This is a genomic window from Escherichia sp. MOD1-EC5495 (genome assembly GCF_002965965.1).
Classification (GTDB): Bacteria; Pseudomonadota; Gammaproteobacteria; order Enterobacterales; family Enterobacteriaceae; genus Escherichia; species Escherichia ruysiae.
In genome coordinates this window covers 140,031-160,146 of record NZ_PTRI01000001.1, presented here as the reverse complement: position 1 = coordinate 160,146, position 20,116 = coordinate 140,031, and the positions used below count along the sequence as shown (strand labels likewise).

Sequence of the window (20,116 nt, the reverse complement as noted above, 5' to 3'; positions counted from 1 at the left end):
GTTATTCCCTCAATGCGCGTGGGTAGCACTTTCAGAGCGCATCCGCTCCAGCGCGCCAGAAATATTGGCTTCAGAATCAATCAGGAACAGGCCGCTGGAAACCACCTTTTCCCCTTCCGCCAGACCTGAGCGTAACGCGGTGACGCCTTGCGAGGCCTGGAAAACGGAAACGCGTTTCGGTACAAAGCGCCCGTCGGCATCAACGGTAATCACCCGCTGTTCGCTGCCGGTATCAATCAGCGCCTGTGACGGAATGAGCAGCATCGGTTCGCTGGCGGTGTTGAGTTGCAACCAGGCGTTCATTCCCGGTTTTAGCGCCTCGTCGGCGTTGTCGACTTCCAGACGCAGTTGCAAAGTGCGGGTCGCGGCATCTACGCCGGGTAGCATCGTCCATTTGCGGATGGTGAGCGTTTTATCGGGTCGCGCCGGAACGGTGAGCGTAAACTGCGAGGCATCTTTCACCAGCCAGGCGATGGACTCCGGGATCGCGGCAGTGACCCACACCGGGTCCATACCCTGAATTTTCGCGACCACGTTATCTTTGGCGATATTCATTCCCGCGCGCAGATCAAACGCGGTGATCACGCCATCAATGGGCGCTTTGAGCGTAAAGCGAGTCTGGATTTTTTGCGTGGCGATCAGGCGGCGAATATCGGCCTCCGGCATTCCCGCCAGCCGCAGGCGTTCAAGAATACCTTCGGTCTGGGTCGCCGTACCGCCGGTTTCGCGCAGCAGTAAATACTCACTCTGCGCTTCCACCCAGTCGGGAATGGTCAGGTCGAGAAGCGGCGCGCCCTTTTTCACTTTATCGCCCACCGTGAGCGGATAAACTTTGTCAATAAATCCGGCGGCTCGAGCCTGCACAATGGCAAACTGATACTCGTTGTAACTGACATTCGCCGGGAAACTCTGGGCAAAAGTCAGCGGCCCGCGCGTGACGGTAGCCGTTTTCACCCCCAGATTCTGCGTCTGGGTCGGGTCAATGCGTACACCAGACGCAGAACTCTCTTCATCGGCATATTTCGGCACCAGATCCATATCCATAAACGGCGATTTACCTGGTTTATCGAACCGCGTATTGGGATACATCGGGTCGTACCAGAATAAGATTTTACGTTCTGCGGTTGGCGTTTTTTCCACTGGCGGTTCCGCCTTTGCAAACCAGGTAAAACCTGCCGCAGAAATAATACCGCCCGCGATCATGCTGCCGATAATAAGCGCGATTTTTTTCATTGAATTAAACCTGGGTTACTGGCTGACTTTAATATCCTGTAATAAAGAAAGGTTGCCCTGCTGGACAAAATTAAACGCCACTTTGTCGCCGGTTTTAATTTCACTCATTTTCGTCTGCGGAGTGATGGTAAAGCGCATAGTCATCTCCGGCCAGTTCACTGCGGCAATCGGATCGTGGTGGATGGTGATTTTTTTGCTTTCCAGATCAACACCTTTTACCACACCGGTGGCGCTAATCACCTGCGGTTGTGCTTCGCTCATGGTTTCATGATGATGTTCGTTAGCCTGGGCATTAAAACCAATAACAGTAAACAGACTGAACATTGCGACTTGCAGTGCTTTTTTCATTTATTCTCTCCTGGAGTTAAAAATTATTGCTGCCAACCGCCACCCAGTGCGGTATATAAAGAAATTTCATTAACCTGACGGGCATAATTCAGGTCGAGTAAGGTTTGTCGGGTAGCAAATAAAGAACGTTCGGCATCCAGCACTTCCAGATAACTGACTGCGCCGTGCTGATATAATGCCCGTGCCCGTTGCAGGGTAATTTGCAGCGACGCCAGATAACGCTGTTGGGCGCTAATTTGATCATTCAGGCTTTGACGTAACGCCAGCGCATCTACCACTTCTTTAAAGGCATTCTGGATTTTTTGTTCATAATTCACCACCGACTGCTGCTGGCGAATTTCAGCGATATCCAGATTGGCCTGGTTACGCCCGGCATTAAAAATGGGGATCTCAATTTTGGGAATAAAATTCCACATTCCGCTGCTGGCGTTAAATAATGATGAGAGATCGCTGCTGGCGGTTGAGATTCCGCTGGTCAGACTGATAGACGGGAAAAATGTCGCGCGTGCAGCGCCAATATTGGCATTAGCCGCCATTAACGCGTGTTCAGCTTCCATAATATCCGGGCGCTGCAACAAGATTTGCGACGACAAGCCCGCCGGTAATTTAACGCTTTGCAGGCTGTCGCTACCCGCTGTCTGCGCTTGCGGCAGCTTGCCGTAGCTTCCCAGTAACAGTTGCAATGCATTATTCGCCTGCGCCAGTTCCCCCTGACGTTTAGCGATATCGCTGCGGGTACTTTCAATCACCCCGCGAGCCTGTTCCAGCGCCAGAACATTGCTGCTGCCGGTTAACAGTTGTTTTTCGACAAACGCATATGACTGCTGATAATTACGCAGCGTTTCTTCGGCTATTTGCAATTGCGCATAAGCCAGTTGCTGATTGAAATAGCTTTGCGCGACATTAGAAACCAGCAGAATATGCACCGCGCGCTGAGCTTCCTCAGTGGCTAAATAATTTTGTCGCTCGGCTTCGCTCATGTTCTTTAAGCGACCGAAAAAATCGAGGTCAAAGCTGGCGTTAAGGCCAGTCGAAAACTCCCTAGTCGTGGCTGAATCGCCTTTAAGATTGCCGCTCCAGCTGCCGCTGCCATCGCCATTGAGTTGCGGGTAACGGTCGGCATCGGTCAGACGATATTGCGCCCGCGCCTCCTGCACTTTCAGGGTCGCCATGCGCAAATCCCGGTTATTCACCAGCGCCTCGCTAATCAACGTCTTCAGTTGATTATCAACAAAAAAGGTGCGCCAGCCCGCGTTCTGGTAGTTATCTGCCGCGTTAACCAGGCCGTTCTGGCTGAGTGAGAACTGTTGCGGCACAGGCATTGCCGGACGCTGATAATCCGGCGCCAGTGAACAACCGGTTAGTGCAAGGGCTACACAAAGTGTCAGGAGTTTACAAGAAGACATAGGCGCATAATTTCTGGTGATTTTATGCCGCCAACTTTACCCTCCAGGCTCTGATTTTCCGGTGACAGGAAAATGACAAAATTGTCATTTTGCCAATAAGCGATTGCCATCTGATCCCGCTCCTCTAGAATTGCCCGGGCAACATGCGGAGGAAATATGAAACTGTTGATTGTCGAAGATGAAAAGAAAACCGGAGAATACTTGACCAAAGGGTTAACCGAAGCCGGTTTTGTAGTCGATTTGGCCGACAACGGGTTGAATGGCTACCATCTGGCGATGACCGGTGATTATGATCTGATAATCCTCGATATTATGCTGCCGGACGTGAACGGCTGGGATATCGTGCGCATGTTGCGTTCTGCCAACAAAGGGATGCCGATTCTGCTGCTCAGCGCGCTGGGTACGATTGAACATCGTGTCAAGGGGCTGGAGCTGGGAGCGGATGACTACCTGGTGAAGCCGTTCGCTTTTGCTGAACTGCTGGCGCGGGTGCGCACTTTACTGCGGCGCGGGGCGGCGGTAATTGTCGAAAGTCAGTTTCAGGTTGCCGACCTGATGGTCGATCTCGTCAGCCGCAAAGTCACCCGCAGCGGCACGCGCATCACTTTGACCAGTAAAGAGTTTACTCTGCTGGAATTTTTTCTCCGCCATCAGGGCGAAGTGCTGCCCCGCTCGCTTATCGCCTCACAGGTGTGGGACATGAATTTTGACAGCGACACCAACGCCATTGATGTGGCAGTGAAGCGGCTGAGAGGCAAAATCGACAACGACTTTGAGCCGAAGCTAATTCAGACCGTGCGCGGCGTGGGCTATATGCTTGAGGTGCCGGATGGCCAATAAGCCGTTTCAGCGCCCGTTTTCGCTGGCAACCCGCCTGACCTTTTTTATCAGCCTTGCCACCATCGCGGCATTTTTCGCCTTCGCGTGGATCATGATCCACTCGGTAAAGGTGCATTTTGCCGAGCAGGATATTAATGATTTAAAAGAGATTAGCGCCACGCTCAAGCGCGTTCTTAATCATCCTGAAGAGACGCAAGCCCGACGCTTAATGACGCTGGAAGATATTGTCAGTGGTTATTCCAACGTATTGATTTCTCTGGCAGATAGCCACGGTAAAACGGTGTATCACTCCCCCGGCGCGCCCGATATCCGCGAGTTTACGCGTGACGCCATACCCGATAAAGACGCGCGGGGCGGCGAGGTGTATCTCCTTTCCGGCCCGACGATTATGATGCCAGGCCACGGTCACGGGCATATGGAACACAGCAACTGGCGGATGATTAGCTTGCCGGTTGGCCCGTTGGTGGACGGCAAACCGATTTATACGCTCTACATCGCACTTTCGATCGATTTTCATCTTCATTACATTAATGATTTGATGAATAAACTTATTATGACCGCATCGATCATCAGCATCCTGATCGTCTTCATCGTGCTGTTGGCGGTACATAAAGGTCACGCGCCGATCCGCAGCGTCAGCCGTCAAATCCAGAATATCACCTCGAAAGATCTCGACGTTCGCCTCAACCCGCAGACCGTGCCCATTGAGCTGGAACAGCTGGTACTGTCGTTCAACCATATGATCGAGCGTATTGAGGATGTCTTTACCCGCCAGTCCAATTTCTCAGCGGATATCGCCCACGAAATTCGCACACCAATTACAAATCTCATTACGCAAACAGAAATCGCCCTCAGCCAGTCGCGCAGCCAGAAGGAGCTGGAAGATGTGCTCTACTCTAATCTCGAAGAGCTGACGCGAATGGCGAAAATGGTCAGCGATATGCTGTTTCTCGCTCAGGCCGATAACAACCAGCTAATCCCCGAAAAGAAAATGCTCAACCTGGCGGATGAAGTCGGCAAAGTGTTCGATTTTTTCGAGGCGTTAGCAGAAGATCGCGGCGTGGGGTTGCGGTTTGTTGGTGACGAGTGTCAGGTTGCGGGCGATCCGCTGATGTTGCGTCGGGCGTTAAGCAACCTGCTTTCGAACGCCCTGCGTTATACGCCGTCCGGAGAGGCAATTGTTGTGCGCTGCCAGACGGTCGATCACCAGGTGCAAGTTACCGTCGAAAACCCCGGTATGCCCATTGCGCCCGAACACTTACCGCGATTGTTTGACCGTTTCTACCGCGTTGACCCTTCCCGCCAGAGAAAAGGCGAAGGTAGCGGCATTGGTCTGGCGATAGTGAAATCAATTGTTGTCGCGCATAAAGGCACGGTTGCAGTAACGTCAGATGCGCGGGGGACAAGATTTATTATCACATTACCCGCTTAATTATTCAGCAAACGGCAACTTTTATAACCAGTGTAAAAATAACGTGCCGCAATAGTCATACCTATTAATGGTAAAAAGCTGTCACAATTCATAAAAAACCTTAATATACGCCACCCTAAACATAACCAGCGTTAATGTAAGGTTTTTGTGTGGACTGGCTTCTTGATGTTTTTGCTACCTGGCTCTACGGCTTAAAAGTAATCGCGATAACGTTAGCGGTCATAATGTTCATCAGCGGGCTGGACGATTTTTTTATTGATGTCGTCTACTGGGTACGCCGCATTAAACGCAAGTTGAGTGTTTATCGCCGCTACCCGCGAATGAGTTACCGCGAACTGTATAAGCCGGATGAAAAACCCTTAGCGATTATGGTTCCGGCGTGGAATGAAACTGGCGTCATCGGCAATATGGCCGAGCTGGCGGCAACCACGCTCGACTACGAAAACTATCATATCTTTGTCGGCACTTACCCCAACGACCCCGATACTCAGCGTGATGTTGACGAAGTGTGCGCTCGCTTTCCGAATGTGCACAAGGTGGTTTGCGCGCGTCCTGGCCCTACCAGTAAAGCTGACTGTCTGAACAACGTGCTGGACGCCATCACCCAGTTTGAGCGTAGCGCCAATTTCGCTTTTGCTGGTTTTATTCTGCATGATGCCGAAGACGTGATTTCACCGATGGAATTGCGTCTGTTCAACTATCTGGTCGAGCGAAAAGATCTGATTCAGATCCCGGTATACCCATTCGAACGCGAATGGACGCACTTCACCAGCATGACCTATATTGATGAGTTTTCAGAACTGCATGGCAAAGATGTTCCGGTGCGTGAAGCCCTCGCCGGACAAGTGCCCAGCGCAGGCGTCGGCACCTGTTTCAGCCGCCGCGCCGTGACCGCACTGTTAGCTGACGGTGACGGCATTGCTTTCGACGTGCAGAGTCTTACTGAAGATTACGACATTGGTTTCCGCCTGAAAGAGAAAGGTATGACGGAAATTTTTGTCCGTTTTCCGGTGGTGGACGAAGCCAAAGAGCGCGAACAGCGTAAATTTTTACAGCACGCGCGGACGTCAAACATGATCTGCGTGCGCGAATATTTCCCCGACACATTTTCAACTGCGGTTCGACAAAAGTCTCGCTGGATCATCGGCATTGTTTTCCAGGGCTTTAAAACCCACAAATGGACCTCCAGTCTGACGCTGAACTACTTTCTCTGGCGCGACCGCAAAGGGGCAATCAGTAACTTTGTCAGCTTCCTCGCGATGCTGGTGATGCTCCAGCTTCTGCTGTTGATGGCGTATGAAAGTTTGTGCTCCGACGCCTGGCATTTTCTTTCTATTTTCAGCGGCAGCGCATGGTTGATGACCCTGCTGTGGCTAAACTTTGGCTTGATGATCAACCGCATTGTGCAACGGGTGATTTTTGTCACCGGCTACTACGGCCTGACGCAAGGCTTACTCTCCGTCCTGCGGCTATTCTGGGGCAACCTGATTAACTTTATGGCCAACTGGCGCGCGTTGAAACAGGTACTTCAACACGGTGATCCACGTCGCGTCGCGTGGGATAAAACGACGCATGATTTCCCCAGCGTGACTGGCGACACCCGTTCGTTGCGCCCGTTAGGTCAAATCCTGCTGGAAAATCAGGTCATCACTGAAGAGCAACTCGATACAGCACTGCGTAATCGTGTTGAAGGTCTACGCCTCGGCGGTTCGATGCTGATGCAGGGATTGATTAGCGCCGAGCAACTGGCGCAGGCACTGGCGGAGCAAAACGGCGTGGCGTGGGAATCGATCGATGCCTGGCAGATCCCTTCCTCGCTGATTGCCGAAATGCCTGCGTCCGTGGCGCTACATTATGCGGTGCTGCCGCTGCGTCTGGAAAATGATGAGTTAATTGTCGGCAGCGAAGATGGTATCGATCCTGTTTCACTGGCGGCTCTGACACGTAAGGTCGGACGCAAGGTGCGTTACGTCATTGTTCTGCGCGGGCAAATCGTCACCGGTTTACGTCACTGGTATGCGCGTCGTCGCGGTTATGACCCACGAGCAATGTTGCACAATGCGGTTCAGCAGCAATGGCTCACTGAACAGCAGGCCAGCGACATCTGGCAGCAATATGTACCGCATCAGTTCCTGTTCGCCGAAATACTGACCACGCTCGGCCATATTAATCGTTCTGCAATTAACGTGTTGTTATTGCGCCATGAACGCAGCTCACTGCCGCTCGGTAAATTTTTGGTCACCGAAGGCGTTATTAGCCAGGAAACGCTGAATCGCGTCCTGACAATTCAACGCGAATTACAAGTTTCGATGCAATCATTATTACTCAAAGCAGGTTTAACCACAGAACAGGTTGCGGAGCTGGAGTCCGAAAATGAAGGAAAATAACCTTAATCGCGTCATCGGATGGTCTGGTTTACTGCTGACGTCTTTATTGAGTACCAGCGCACTCGCAGACAATATCGGCACCAGCGCAGAAGAGCTGGGGCTGAGCGACTATCGCCATTTTGTTATTTATCCCCGTCTCGATAAGGCGCTGAAGGCACAGAAAAATAACGACGAAAAAACCGCCATCCGCGAATTTGAATATATTCATCAGCAGGTGCCGGATAATATTCCGTTGACGTTATATCTGGCAGAAGCCTATCGCCATTTTGGTCATGATGATCGCGCGCGGCTGTTGCTTGAGGATCAACTGAAACGTCATCCTGGCGATGCCCGCCTTGAACGCAATCTCGCGGCAATTCCAGTAGAAGTCAAAACCGTTAATACCGTTGAAGAACTGCAGGCTCAGCAAAAGGCGTGCGATGCTGTGCCGACCCTGCGTTGTCGCAGTGAAGTCGGGCAGAATGCCCTGCGACTGGCACAGTTGCCTGTCGCCAGAGCGCAACTGAACGATGCAACGTTTGCCGCATCGCCGGAAGGAAAAACGTTGCGTACCGATCTGCTGCAACGGGCAATCTACCTGAAACAATGGTCCCAGGCAGATACGCTATACAATGAAGCACGCCAGCAGAATAGATTAAGCGCGGCAGAGCGCCGCCAGTGGTTTGATGTGCTTCTTGCCGGGCAATTGGATGATCGGATCCTGGCGCTGCAATCAGTGGGGATCTTCACCGATCCACAGTCGTATATTACTTACGCGACCGCTCTGGCTTATCGTGGCGAAAAAGCACGTCTCCAGCGTTATCTCGCTGAAAATAAGCCGCTGTTTACCACGGACACACAAGAGAAAAGCTGGCTCTATCTGTTATCAAAATACAGTGACAACCCGGTGCAAGCGTTGGCGAATCACACGGTACAGTTTGCCGATAACCGCCAGTATGTTGTTGGCGCGACGCTACCGGTGCTATTAAAAGAAGGTCAGTACGACGCAGCGCAAAAACTGCTCGCTACCCTTCCCGCCAATGAAATGCTTGAGGAGCGTTATGCCGTCAGCGTGGCGACTCGTAACAAGGCTGAAGCTCTGCGTCTGGCGCGGTTACTGTATCAGCAAGAACCGGCAAATCTTACCCGTCTGGATCAACTGACCTGGCAACTGATACAGAACGGACAGTCACGCGAAGCCGCCGATTTGTTGCTGCAACGCTACCCTTTCCAGGGGGATGCAACCGTCAGCCATACTTTAATGGCGCGACTGGCTTCGCTGTTGGAAAAGCATCCTTACCTGGCGACCCCGGCAAAAGTGGCGATTTTATCGAAACCCTTACCGCTGGCGGAGCAGCGTCAGTGGCAAAGCCAGTTACCGGGGATTGCAGATAATTGCCCGGCGATAGTCCGCTTGCTGGGCGATATGTCGCCTTCCTACGATGCTGCGGCCTGGAACCGTCTGGCGAAGTGTTATCGGGACACGCTACCCGGCGTGGCGTTGTATGCATGGCTTCAGGCAGAACAACGGCAACCGAATGCCTGGCAACATCGCGCGGTGGCTTATCAGGCATACCAGGTGGAAGACTACAACACCGCACTGGCGGCCTGGCAGAAAATCAGCCTTCACGACATGAGCAATGAAGATCTACTTGCTGCCGCCAATACCGCTCAGGCGGCAGGAAATGGCGCGGCTCGCGATCGCTGGCTGCAACAAGCAGAACAACGCGGGCTGGGAAACAATGCGCTGTACTGGTGGCTACATGCACAACGTTATATTCCTGGTCAGCCGGAACTCGCACTGAACGATCTCACACGCTCAATTAACATTGCACCTTCTGCTAACGCTTACGTTGCGCGGGCGACGATTTATCGCCAACGTCATAATGTCTCAGCGGCGGTGAGCGATTTGCGCGCCGCTCTGGAACTGGAACCCAATAACAGCAATACCCAGGCGGCGCTCGGTTACGCCTTGTGGGATAGCGGTGATATCGCGCAATCGCGGGAAATGCTGGAACAGGCGCATAAAGGATTGCCGGACGATCCGGCACTGATCCGACAACTGGCCTACGTGAACCAGCGTCTGGATGATATGCCTGCAACACAACAGTACGCCCGGCTGGTAATTGATGATATTGATAACCAGGCGCTAATAACCCCACTGACGCCAGAGCAAAATCAGCAACGTTTCAATTTCCGCCGTCTGCATGAAGATGTCGGTCGCCGCTGGACGTTCAGTTTCGATTCTTCCATCGGCTTGCGTTCCGGGGCGATGAGTACCGCTAACAACAATGTTGGCGGCGCTGCGCCAGGGAAAAGTTATCGTAGCTACGCGCAACTGGAAGCCGAGTACCGCATCGGGCGCAATATGCTGCTGGAAGGCGACCTGCTTTCGGTTTACAGCCGTGTATTTGCCGATACCGGAGAAAACGGTGTAGCAATGCCGGTGAAAAATCCGATGTCCGGCACCGGCCTGCGCTGGAAGCCCCTGCGCGACCAAATCTTTTTCCTCGCCGTTGAACAGCAGTTGCCGCTGAACGGGCAAAATGGCGCCTCCGATACCATGCTGCGCGCCAGTGCCTCGTTCTTTAACGGCGGCAAATACAGCGACGAGTGGCACCCGAACGGTTCAGGCTGGTTTGCCCAAAACCTGTATCTCGATGCGGCGCAATATGTCCGCCAGGATATTCAGGCGTGGACGGCAGATTATCGCGTGAGCTGGCATCAGAAGGTGGCGAACGGACAAACCATTGAGCCTTACGCTCACGTTCAGGACAACGGCTATCGTGATAAAGGCACTCAGGGCGCGCAGCTTGGCGGTGTTGGCGTGCGCTGGAATATCTGGACCGGCGAGACGCACTATGATGCCTGGCCGCACAAAGTCAGTCTCGGCGTCGAATATCAGCATACCTTTAAGGCGATTAATCAACGTAGCGGGGAGCGCAACAACGCGTTTCTCACCATTGGAGTGCACTGGTAAATGCGTAAGTTAATTTTCGTAATGCTGACACTGCTGCTGGTCAGCCCTTTTTCCTTTGCGATGAAAGGTATCATCTGGCAACCGCAAAATCGTGACAGTCAGGTCACCGACGCCCAGTGGCAGGGGCTGATGAGCCAGTTACGTTTGCAGGGCTTCGATACTCTGGTTTTGCAATGGACCCGTTACGGCGATGCATTCACCCAGCCAGAAGAGCGTGCATTATTGTTCAGACGTGCAGCGGCAGCGCAGCACGCTGGCCTGAAGCTGATTGTTGGCCTGAATGCCGATCCGGAATTTTTTATGCATCAGAAGCAGTCATCTGTGGCGCTGGAAAGCTATCTTAATCGCCTGCTGGCGGCCGATCTCCAGCAAGCCAGATTATGGAGCGCCGCACCGGGCGTAACGCCGGATGGCTGGTACATCAGTGCGGAAATTGACGATTTGAACTGGCGCAGCGAAGCCGCCCGCCAGCCATTGCTGAAATGGTTAAATAATACTCAGCGACTGCTTAGTGATGTTTTGGCAAAACCGATTTATGTCAGTAGTTTTTTCGCCGGAAACATGTCGCCCGATGGCTATCGCCAACTGCTGGAACAAGTTAAAGCAACCAGCGTTAATGTCTGGGTACAGGATGGCAGCGGCGTGGATAAACTCACCGCCGGGCAGCGCGAACGTTATCTGCAAGCCAGTGCAGATTGCCAGATTGCCTCGCCCGCCAGCGGCATTGTTTATGAATTGTTTGTCGCGGGCAAAGGTAAAACGTTTGAAGCTAAACCAAAACCAGATGCGGAGATCGCCTCACTATTAGCAAAACGCTCCTCCTGCGGCAAGGACTTGCTCTATTTCTCCCTGCGCTATTTGCCCGTCGCGCGTGGCATCCTCGAATATTAATTGTTTAAGGGAGCAACTTTGCTTGCTCCCTTCCTTTTCACTTTCCTAATCAGAATCCTGTTTGTATTAATTGTTTAGCAGATTCTCTTTTTTCAACGCATTTTATGCGTCTCGGTTTTGCCCCACTACGACCTGCATAGCCAATAAGAAGATAGCAGTGACACAAATAACCGGTGCAGCCACTACTCAGAGGCATTATATAATCATATTCATGCCACTATATAACCTGTAAATAAGAACAATTATTCATTGATTGTATTAACATCAGTATATTCCTTTACACAGGAATAAACCCTTTTATTTAACAAACAAAGAGAGTTAATGATGAGTAAAATTACAGGCGTTTTAGTTGACAACCATATCTATGATATTAACAATGATATGAAGAATGGTTACCATTTTCCTAACTGCTTGTTTCCAGGTGCCACCTTTAAGATGGTTATTGATAATGACCCAGTTAATAATGGCAAAGTAAAATGGAGCTGTAGCACTGATGCAGACAATAATGTTCTGGCGGTCAGTCAAGATGGCACAGTGACTTTTCCTGGCGTTGACGAAAAGTGTATTGGGAAGATTTTTGCTATTTTCGCCACTGATAAATCAACGAACAAAGTTGCCGGTATTTATATTTTTACTGTTAAGCGTTTTTTTAAATACAGTATTGAAACTTATGATTCAATTCAAAAGATTTTACCATGGATTGAGAGCATGAACGGAGAATTTCCTGAAGCACAGGATATCGATAGTTACGATTATAATGATCATAATTCAGGTCATATTATTTCGCGAGAAGTTAACGCAGGTCTTTACCAGGAGTGGGGCAATGTAGCTAATAGTGGATGGAATACAAATAATGAGATTGGCGGTATTTGTAGAATTTACGCTTTTAATAAAGAAAATAATACTTATTATTGGCTGAAAAATGATGGAGTCAGACAGGTATTGAGCGGGGGAGACACCGCTCAGGCAGTCGCATCCTACGGTGAATCGATCAACTGATTGTGCTTTTTGTCCACTATCATTTGTATTATTACAGCGTAAACATTCACTGAAATTATAAAATTAAACTTACGCATAACCACCCGTTCAGCGGGTGGTTCTCATTTTATCAGCGATGTGTACGAAGGTTAAAAATAAACAAACTTAATATTTCATTTTTATTTTTCTATAAACTATCAACTCTCGATATCAAATACCCACCTATACCGCCAATATCCGTTTCATCACAAAATACTGGTGGCATTTCTCACCGAAAACTTTATTGCTACTGTTCAAAACGCAAATGTGGTAATCCCCCTGCTCCACTTGCCAAAAAAAATTTACCCGCACTATAAAAAAGCAGCCCGTATAAACATACGGGCTGCCATATTTCACTCGATTCAAAAGAAATTATTTTTAATGTGGTGCGCTTCGTGACAATAAGTTAATTACCAACACTCCGGCACAAATCAACATCATGCCTATAATGGCTGGCAGATCCAACCGTTGGCCGAAAAATCCCCAGGACAGTAAACTAATCAGGACGATACCGACTCCTGACCAGATAGCATAAGCAATCCCTGTAGGAATATAAGCCAGCGTCTGAGCTAATAACCAGAATGATGCACAGTAACAAATAATTGTACCAACAGAGGGCCATAACCGTGTAAAACCCTCTGAAAACTTCATTAAGGTTGTACCAATGACCTCTGCAAGTATTGCGCCACCAAGATAAATATAAGGGTTCATAGCATATTCTTTCCTGTTAATACCGAAGAGAATTGTACTACAGTTTGAACTTAACTCACCGGATTCATTCTGGTGCATTCATTGATGTTCTTCATCAGTGCTTCAGGAAATGGGCGGATGGGAATCCATAGAAATGGTGCATAGATATACTCACCTTGCACCTAATCATTTGACGAAGCACGCAAGGAAAACAGACGACATCTTTGGGATGATGCCCCACTGTGAAATTATGGAGGAAATAAAGAAGGCGTAACTAATTGAATTTTAATGGCGCGCCCTGCAGGATTCGAACCTGCGGCCCACGACTTAGAAGGTCGTTGCTCTATCCAACTGAGCTAAGGGCGCATTGATACCACAATGTGTGTGTAGTCGCGTGAATTATACGGTCAACCCTTGCTGAGTCAATGGCTTTTGAACCGGTTGCTGAACAAGTGTACGACCGCATCTGATTTACCTCGCTACAGCGGCAAACCAACGACGGTTATCATTATCGCCAGGTACAGAAGGTTTTACTTTTCAGAAAACGAAAACTGACAGCGCGCCCCGCTTCTGACAAAATAGACGCATCCCCTTCGACCTACGTAACAGATGGAATCCTCTCTCTGATGGCAGCAAAGATTATTGACGGTAAAACGATTGCGCAGCAGGTGCGCTCTGAAGTTGCTCAAAAAGTTCAGGCGCGCGTTGCGGCCGGACTGCGAGCGCCAGGACTGGCCGTTGTGCTGGTGGGTAGCAACCCTGCATCGCAAATTTATGTCGCAAGCAAACGCAAGGCTTGTGAAGAAGTCGGGTTCGTCTCCCGCTCCTATGACCTCCCGGAAACCACCACTGAAGCAGAACTGCTTGAGCTTATCGATGCACTGAACGCCGACAACACCATTGACGGCATTCTGGTGCAGTTGCCGCTTCCGGCGGGAATTGACTACATCAAAGTGCTGGAACGTATTCACCCGGACAAAGACGTAGACGGTTTCCATCCTTATAACGTCGGTCGTCTGTGCCAGCGCGCGCCGCGTCTGCGTCCTTGCACTCCGCGCGGTATCGTCACGCTGCTTGAGCGTTACAACATTGATACCTTTGGTCTTAATGCTGTGGTGATTGGCGCATCAAATATCGTCGGTCGCCCGATGAGCATGGAACTGCTGCTGGCAGGTTGCACCACCACCGTGACTCACCGCTTCACCAAAAATCTGCGTCATCACGTAGAAAATGCCGATCTGTTGATCGTTGCCGTCGGCAAGCCGGGCTTTATTCCAGGTGACTGGATCAAAGAAGGCGCAATTGTGATTGATGTCGGCATCAACCGTCTGGAAAATGGCAAAGTTGTGGGCGACGTAGTGTTTGAAGAAGCGGCTAAGCGCGCTTCTTACATTACGCCCGTTCCCGGCGGCGTTGGCCCGATGACGGTTGCCACGCTGATTGAAAACACGCTACAGGCGTGCGTTGAATATCATGATCCACAGGGTGAGTAACATGGCGACATTTTCTTTAGGTAAACATCCGCACGTTGAGCTGTGCGACTTGCTGAAACTGGAAGGCTGGAGCGAAAGCGGCGCGCAGGCGAAAATCGTGATCGCCGAAGGTCAGGTGAAAGTCGACGGCGCGGTTGAAACGCGCAAACGTTGCAAAATCGTCGCCGGTCAGACAGTGAGTTTTGCAGGTCACAGCGTACAGGTTGTTGCCTGATCCCACTTCGGCCTGCCCGTATGCAGGCCGATTCTCTTTTCAGACCTTTGCCCTCTTCGACGCTTTCATCCATGCTGATAGCGTCGATATTTTGCCGAAGCGACCATCATGCCAACCGTTATTACGCACGCCGCCGTTCCCCTTTGCATTGGTTTAGGGTTGGGTTCGAAAGTCATCCCTCCGCGCCTATTATTTGCCGGAATCGTCCTGGCGATGCTGCCTGATGCCGACGTATTGTCGTTTAAATTTGGCGTTGCTTACGGCAATGTTTTTGGTCATCGCGGATTTACCCATTCGCTGGTATTTGCGTTTGTTGTCCCGTTGCTATGCGTACTTATTGGGCGTCGATGGTTCAGGGCTGGGATGATGCGCTGCTGGCTATTTTTAACCGTCTCGTTGCTATCGCACAGCTTGCTGGATTCGGTAACCACTGGCGGTAAAGGGGTTGGTTGGCTGTGGCCGTGGTCAGATGAACGCTTTTTCGCTCCCTGGCAGGTGATTAAAGTCGCGCCGTTTGCATTGTCTCGTTACACCACGCCGTACGGGCATCAGGTGATTATTTCTGAATTGATGTGGGTGTGGTTGCCGGGAATGGTGCTGATGGGAATGCTGTGGTGGCGCAGGCGATAACCGGATGCGAGAACTCGCATCCGGCAATAGAGTAATTACTTACGACGCCAGGTGGTTCCTTGCGGACCATCTTCCAGCACGATCCCCATCTCGTTAAGACGGTCACGCGCCGCATCTGCTGCCGCCCAGTCTTTCGCTTTACGGGCATCCAGACGCTGTTGAATTAACGCTTCAATCTCAGCCACTTCGCTGTCGTCTGCCTGCGCGCCGCTTTGCAGGAACGCTTCCGGTTCTTGCTCCAGCAGACCCAGCACGGCAGAAAGTTTACGCAGATGAGACGCCATTGCGTTCGCCGCTGCCATATCTTCTGCTTTCAGGCGGTTCACTTCACGCGCCATATCAAACAGCACGGAATAGGCTTCCGGGGTGTTGAAATCGTCGTCCATCGCCTCAATAAAGCGCGCTTCAAACGCTTCGCCACCGGCAGGTGCAACAGTTTTGTCTGTGCCGCGCAGCGCAGTGTAGAGACGCTCCAGCGCCGCACGCGCCTGCTTCAGGTTCTCTTCGCTGTAGTTCAACTGGCTGCGATAGTGACCGGACATTAAGAAGTAACGCACGGTTTCCGCGTCGTAGTATTTCAGCACATCGCGCACAGTGAAGAAGTTACCCAGCGATTTCGACATCTTCTCGCGGTCAACCATCACCATGCCGGAGTGCATCCAGTAGTTTACATACTGACCATCATGCGCACAGGTGGACTGGGCAATTTCGTTCTCGTGGTGCGGGAACATCAGGTCAGAACCGCCGCCATGGATATCAAAGTGGTTACCCAACTGTTTGCAGTTCATTGCTGAACACTCAATGTGCCAGCCTGGACGACCCGCGCCCCACGGAGACGGCCAGCTTGGTTCGCCCTCTTTAGACATCTTCCACAGAACGAAGTCCATCGGGTTGCGTTTGTCGTCGACCACGTCAACGCGCGCGCCTGCCTGCAGCTGGTCAAGATCCTGACGCGACAGCACGCCATAAGTTGGATCGGTCGGTACGTCGAACATCACGTCGCCGTTGTCCGCCACATAAGCGTGACCTTTGGCGATCAGTTGCTCAGTGAGTTCAATAATTTCTGCGATATGGTGCGTCGCGCGTGGCTCCATATCCGGGCGCAGAATGTTCAAAGCATCAAAATCTTTGTGCATTTCGGCGATCATGCGATCCACCAGCGCCACAAAGCTTTCGCCATTTTCATTGGCGCGTTTGATGATTTTGTCGTCGATATCGGTAATGTTGCGCACATACTTCAGCTTATAGCCGAGGAAACGCAGATAGCGTGCAACCACGTCAAAAGCAACAAAGGTACGCCCGTGACCGATATGACAGAGATCGTAAACGGTGATTCCACACACGTACATGCCGACTTCCCCGGCGTGAATAGGCTTAAATTCCTCTTTTTGGCGTGTCAGAGTATTGAAGATTTTTAGCATCGAAGATTCCGTTTAGACATGTGTGGGTAATTGAGTTGCGTATAATACCCATATTTCCCGCGCGAATCAGCATACATTGCGTGATGATCCGATCGTGCGGTTATGCTATAACACCACCCTATATATGACCCGAACCGGGTTGAAGCACCAATCAAACGGAACAGGATGCAAAAATGGTTACTTTCCACACCAATCACGGCGATATTGTCATCAAAACTTTTGACGATAAAGCACCTGAAACAGTTAAAAACTTCCTGGACTACTGCCGCGAAGGTTTTTACAACAACACCATTTTCCACCGTGTTATCAACGGTTTTATGATTCAGGGCGGCGGTTTTGAACCGGGCATGAAACAAAAAGCCACCAAAGAACCGATCAAAAACGAAGCCAACAACGGCCTGAAAAATACCCGTGGTACGCTGGCAATGGCCCGTACTCAGGCTCCGCACTCTGCAACTGCACAGTTCTTCATCAACGTGGTTGATAACGACTTCCTGAACTTCTCTGGCGAAAGCCTGCAAGGTTGGGGCTACTGCGTGTTTGCTGAAGTGGTTGAAGGCATGGACGTGGTAGACAAAATCAAAGGTGTTGCAACCGGTCGTAGCGGTATGCACCAGGACGTGCCAAAAGAAGACGTCATCATTGAAAGCGTGACCGTTAGCGAGTAATCGTGGCGACACTCTTTATTGCAGACCTTCATCTCTGCGTGGAAGAACCGGCGATCACCGCCGGTTTTCTGCGTTTTTTAGCGGGAGAAGCCCGCAAGGCCGACGCGCTATATATTCTTGGCGATCTGTTTGAAGCATGGATTGGCGACGACGATCCCAACCCACTCCATCGCCAGATTGCGGCAGCAATCAAAGCGGTATCCGATTCCGGCGTTCCCTGTTATTTCATTCATGGCAACCGTGATTTTCTGCTCGGCAAACGCTTTGCCCGTGAAAGCGGCATGACGTTATTGCCGGAAGAAAAGGTGCTCGAACTTTATGGTCGTCGGGTGCTGATTATGCATGGCGACACGCTGTGCACCGATGATGCGGGTTATCAGGCTTTTCGCGCCAAAGTCCACAAACCCTGGCTGCAAACACTGTTCCTCGCCCTGCCGTTGTTTGTGCGCAAACGCATTGCCGCGCGAATGCGAGCGAACAGCAAAGAAGCCAACAGCAGTAAATCGCTGGCGATCATGGACGTTAACCAAAACGCGGTGGTCAGTGCAATGGAAAAGCATCAGGTGCAATGGCTGATCCACGGGCATACCCATCGCCCGGCGGTGCATGAATTCATCGCCAATCAGCAACCTGCTTTCCGCGTCGTGCTGGGTGCCTGGCATACCGAAGGTTCGATGGTGAAAGTCACGGCGGATGACGTTGAGCTAATCCATTTCCCGTTTTAATAACGCACAAGTTTGCTGATTCCACAGCCACGCAACCGTTTTCCTTGCTCTCTTTCCGTGCTATTCTCTGTGCCCTCTAAAGCCGAGAGTTGTGCACCACAGGAGTTTTTAGACGCATGTCTTCCCGCAATAATCCGGCGCGTGTCGCCATCGTGATGGGGTCCAAAAGCGACTGGGCTACCATGCAGTTCGCCGCCGAAATCTTCGAAATCCTGAATGTCCCGCACCACGTTGAAGTGGTTTCTGCTCACCGCACCCCCGATAAATTGTTCAGCTTCGCCGAAAGCGCCGAAGAGAACGGTTATCAGGTGATTATTGCGGGCGCAGGCGGCGCAGCGCATCTGCCAGGCATGATTGCCGCGAAAACGCTGGTGCCAGTGCTGGGCGTGCCAGTACAGAGCGCCGCACTGAGCGGTGTCGATAGTCTCTACTCCATCGTACAAATGCCGCGCGGCATTCCAGTGGGTACGCTGGCGATTGGTAAAGCTGGCGCGGCAAACGCGGCGTTACTGGCAGCACAAATTCTTGCGACTCATGATAAAGAACTGCACCAGCGTCTGAATGACTGGCGTAAAGCCCAGACCGACGAAGTGCTGGAAAACCCGGACCCGCGAGGTGCGGCATGAAACAGGTTTGCGTCCTCGGTAACGGGCAGTTAGGCCGTATGCTGCGTCAGGCAGGCGAACCGTTAGGCATTGCTGTCTGGCCGGTCGGGCTGGACGCTGAACCTGCGGCGGTGCCTTTTCAACAAAGCGTGATTACCGCTGAGATCGAACGCTGGCCGGAAACTGCATTAACCCGCGAGCTGGCGCGCCATCCGGCCTTTGTGAACCGCGATGTGTTCCCGATTATTGCCGACCGTCTGACTCAGAAGCAGCTTTTCGACAAGCTCCACCTGCCGACCGCGCCGTGGCAGTTACTTGCCGATCGCAGCGAGTGGCCTGCGGTGTTTGATCGTTTAGGTGAACTGGCGATTGTTAAGCGTCGCACTGGTGGCTATGACGGTCGCGGTCAATGGCGTTTACGCGCCGATGAAACCGATCAGTTACCGGCTGAATGCTACGGCGAATGTATTGTCGAGCAAGGCATTAACTTCTCTGGTGAAGTGTCGCTGGTTGGCGCGCGTGGCTTTGACGGCAGCACGGTGTTTTATCCGCTGACGCATAACCTGCATCAGGACGGTATTTTGCGCACCAGCGTCGCTTTCCCGCAGGCCAACGCACAGCAACAGGCGCAGGCCGAAGAGATGCTGTCAGCGATTATGCAGGAGCTGGGCTATGTAGGCGTGATGGCGATGGAGTGTTTTGTCACCCCACAAGGTCTGTTGATCAACGAACTGGCACCGCGTGTGCATAACAGCGGTCACTGGACGCAAAACGGTGCCAGCATCAGCCAGTTTGAGCTGCATCTGCGGGCAATTACCGATCTGCCGTTACCGCAACCAGTGGTGAATAGCCCGTCGGTGATGATCAACCTGATTGGTAGCGATGTGAATTATGACTGGCTGAAACTGCCGCTGGTGCACCTGCACTGGTACGACAAAGAAGTCCGTCCGGGGCGTAAAGTGGGGCATCTGAATTTGACCGACAGCGACACATCGCGTCTGACCGCGACGCTGGAAGCCTTAATCCCGCTGCTGCCGCCGGAGTATGCCAGCGGCGTGATTTGGGCGCAGAGCAAGTTCAGTTAATCAGGTACTCATTTTCTTGCCGGATGCGGCGTGAACGCCTTATCTGGCCTACCGATCCGTTACCCATCGTAG

18 protein-coding genes, 1 tRNA gene and 1 pseudogene are annotated in these 20,116 nt (G+C 51.6%); 14 read left to right on the top strand and 6 right to left on the bottom strand.

The window, feature by feature from the left end:
- Positions 1–9: 9 nt before the first annotated feature.
- From cusB to cusC, 3 genes are read right to left on the bottom strand one after another with little or no spacing between them, the layout of a single operon-like run.
- Positions 10–1,233 carry a Cu(+)/Ag(+) efflux RND transporter periplasmic adaptor subunit CusB gene (gene cusB / locus BEG40_RS00705; protein ID WP_000717129.1) on the bottom strand — a complete coding sequence of 408 codons (1,224 nt, stop codon included), beginning with the start codon at positions 1,231–1,233 and terminating at the stop codon, positions 10–12.
- 15 nt (positions 1,234–1,248) lie between these two features.
- On the bottom strand, positions 1,249–1,581 hold the full coding sequence (gene cusF / locus BEG40_RS00700; RefSeq protein WP_000709873.1) for a Cu(+)/Ag(+) efflux RND transporter periplasmic metallochaperone CusF: 333 nt from the start codon (positions 1,579–1,581) through the stop codon (positions 1,249–1,251).
- A 23-nt stretch (positions 1,582–1,604) separates the two neighbouring features.
- Positions 1,605–2,987 carry a Cu(+)/Ag(+) efflux RND transporter outer membrane channel CusC gene (gene cusC, locus BEG40_RS00695; RefSeq protein WP_105284708.1) on the bottom strand — a complete coding sequence of 461 codons (1,383 nt, stop codon included), beginning with the start codon at positions 2,985–2,987 and terminating at the stop codon, positions 1,605–1,607.
- 156 nt (positions 2,988–3,143) lie between these two features.
- On the opposite strand from cusC, the gene cusR reads away from it, so the two are divergent.
- The 6 genes from cusR to BEG40_RS00665 all read left to right on the top strand — a co-directional run bounded on the left by cusR (position 3,144) and on the right by BEG40_RS00665 (position 12,495).
- Positions 3,144–3,827, top strand: a complete 684-nt coding sequence (gene cusR, locus BEG40_RS00690; protein ID WP_000770939.1) for a copper response regulator transcription factor CusR — start codon at positions 3,144–3,146, stop codon at positions 3,825–3,827.
- Positions 3,817–5,259: a Cu(+)/Ag(+) sensor histidine kinase CusS gene (gene cusS, locus BEG40_RS00685; protein ID WP_105284707.1), complete on the top strand. Its 1,443-nt coding sequence runs from the start codon at positions 3,817–3,819 to the stop codon at positions 5,257–5,259. The genes cusR and cusS overlap by 11 nt, the downstream gene beginning before the upstream one ends.
- A 149-nt stretch (positions 5,260–5,408) precedes the next feature.
- On the top strand, positions 5,409–7,646 hold the full coding sequence (gene nfrB / locus BEG40_RS00680; RefSeq protein ID WP_105284706.1) for a cyclic di-3',5'-guanylate-activated glycosyltransferase NfrB: 2,238 nt from the start codon (positions 5,409–5,411) through the stop codon (positions 7,644–7,646).
- Positions 7,633–10,605, top strand: coding sequence for a bacteriophage adsorption protein NfrA (gene nfrA / locus BEG40_RS00675; protein ID WP_105284705.1), 2,973 nt, complete (start codon positions 7,633–7,635; stop codon positions 10,603–10,605). The genes nfrB and nfrA overlap by 14 nt, the downstream gene beginning before the upstream one ends.
- The gene (locus tag BEG40_RS00670; RefSeq protein ID WP_105284704.1) at positions 10,606–11,496 is read left to right on the top strand and encodes a DUF4434 family protein; all 891 of its coding nucleotides are present in this window, start codon (positions 10,606–10,608) and stop codon (positions 11,494–11,496) included. It abuts the gene before it with no gap.
- A gap of 321 nt (positions 11,497–11,817) precedes the next feature.
- The gene (locus BEG40_RS00665) at positions 11,818–12,495 is read left to right on the top strand and encodes a hypothetical protein (RefSeq protein ID WP_000987172.1); all 678 of its coding nucleotides are present in this window, start codon (positions 11,818–11,820) and stop codon (positions 12,493–12,495) included.
- A 396-nt stretch (positions 12,496–12,891) separates the two neighbouring features.
- On the opposite strand, the gene emrE is transcribed toward BEG40_RS00665, so the two are convergent.
- Positions 12,892–13,224 (bottom strand): multidrug efflux SMR transporter EmrE, encoded by a 333-nt coding sequence (emrE, locus tag BEG40_RS00660; protein ID WP_001070440.1) that lies wholly within the window; start codon positions 13,222–13,224, stop codon positions 12,892–12,894.
- Positions 13,225–13,318: 94 nt separating this feature from the next.
- On the opposite strand from emrE, the pseudogene BEG40_RS00655 reads away from it, so the two are divergent.
- Positions 13,319–13,477, top strand: a pseudogene (locus tag BEG40_RS00655) (integrase); the annotation flags it as partial.
- A 15-nt stretch (positions 13,478–13,492) separates the two neighbouring features.
- Here the strand turns inward: BEG40_RS00655 and BEG40_RS00650 are convergent.
- Positions 13,493–13,569, bottom strand: a tRNA-Arg gene (locus BEG40_RS00650).
- A 260-nt stretch (positions 13,570–13,829) separates the two neighbouring features.
- Here BEG40_RS00650 and folD point away from each other — a divergent pair.
- From folD to BEG40_RS00635, 3 genes are all read left to right on the top strand, one after another.
- Positions 13,830–14,696 carry a bifunctional methylenetetrahydrofolate dehydrogenase/methenyltetrahydrofolate cyclohydrolase FolD gene (folD, locus tag BEG40_RS00645; protein WP_000729175.1) on the top strand — a complete coding sequence of 289 codons (867 nt, stop codon included), beginning with the start codon at positions 13,830–13,832 and terminating at the stop codon, positions 14,694–14,696.
- A gap of 1 nt (position 14,697) precedes the next feature.
- Entirely contained in the window at positions 14,698–14,910 is a 213-nt protein-coding gene (gene ybcJ / locus BEG40_RS00640) for a ribosome-associated protein YbcJ (protein WP_000190295.1), read from the top strand.
- A gap of 108 nt (positions 14,911–15,018) precedes the next feature.
- Positions 15,019–15,540, top strand: a complete 522-nt coding sequence (locus BEG40_RS00635; RefSeq protein ID WP_105284703.1) for a metal-dependent hydrolase — start codon at positions 15,019–15,021, stop codon at positions 15,538–15,540.
- A gap of 35 nt (positions 15,541–15,575) precedes the next feature.
- Here the strand turns inward: BEG40_RS00635 and cysS are convergent, their stop codons facing one another.
- Positions 15,576–16,961, bottom strand: coding sequence for a cysteine--tRNA ligase (gene cysS / locus BEG40_RS00630; RefSeq protein WP_000912345.1), 1,386 nt, complete (start codon positions 16,959–16,961; stop codon positions 15,576–15,578).
- Between the two features lie 173 nt (positions 16,962–17,134).
- Here cysS and ppiB point away from each other — a divergent pair, with 173 nt between their 5' ends.
- The 4 genes from ppiB (at position 17,135) to purK (ending at position 20,044) form a co-directional block, all read left to right on the top strand.
- Positions 17,135–17,629 (top strand): peptidylprolyl isomerase B, encoded by a 495-nt coding sequence (ppiB, locus tag BEG40_RS00625; protein ID WP_000256002.1) that lies wholly within the window; start codon positions 17,135–17,137, stop codon positions 17,627–17,629.
- A gap of 2 nt (positions 17,630–17,631) precedes the next feature.
- Entirely contained in the window at positions 17,632–18,354 is a 723-nt protein-coding gene (gene lpxH, locus BEG40_RS00620) for a UDP-2,3-diacylglucosamine diphosphatase (protein ID WP_105284702.1), read from the top strand.
- Between the two features lie 116 nt (positions 18,355–18,470).
- Positions 18,471–18,980: a 5-(carboxyamino)imidazole ribonucleotide mutase gene (gene purE / locus BEG40_RS00610; RefSeq protein WP_001295318.1), complete on the top strand. Its 510-nt coding sequence runs from the start codon at positions 18,471–18,473 to the stop codon at positions 18,978–18,980.
- A complete protein-coding gene (gene purK, locus BEG40_RS00605; protein ID WP_105284701.1) occupies positions 18,977–20,044 on the top strand; it encodes a 5-(carboxyamino)imidazole ribonucleotide synthase in 1,068 nt (355 codons plus the stop codon). The genes purE and purK overlap by 4 nt, the downstream gene beginning before the upstream one ends.
- Positions 20,045–20,116 lie beyond the last annotated feature (72 nt).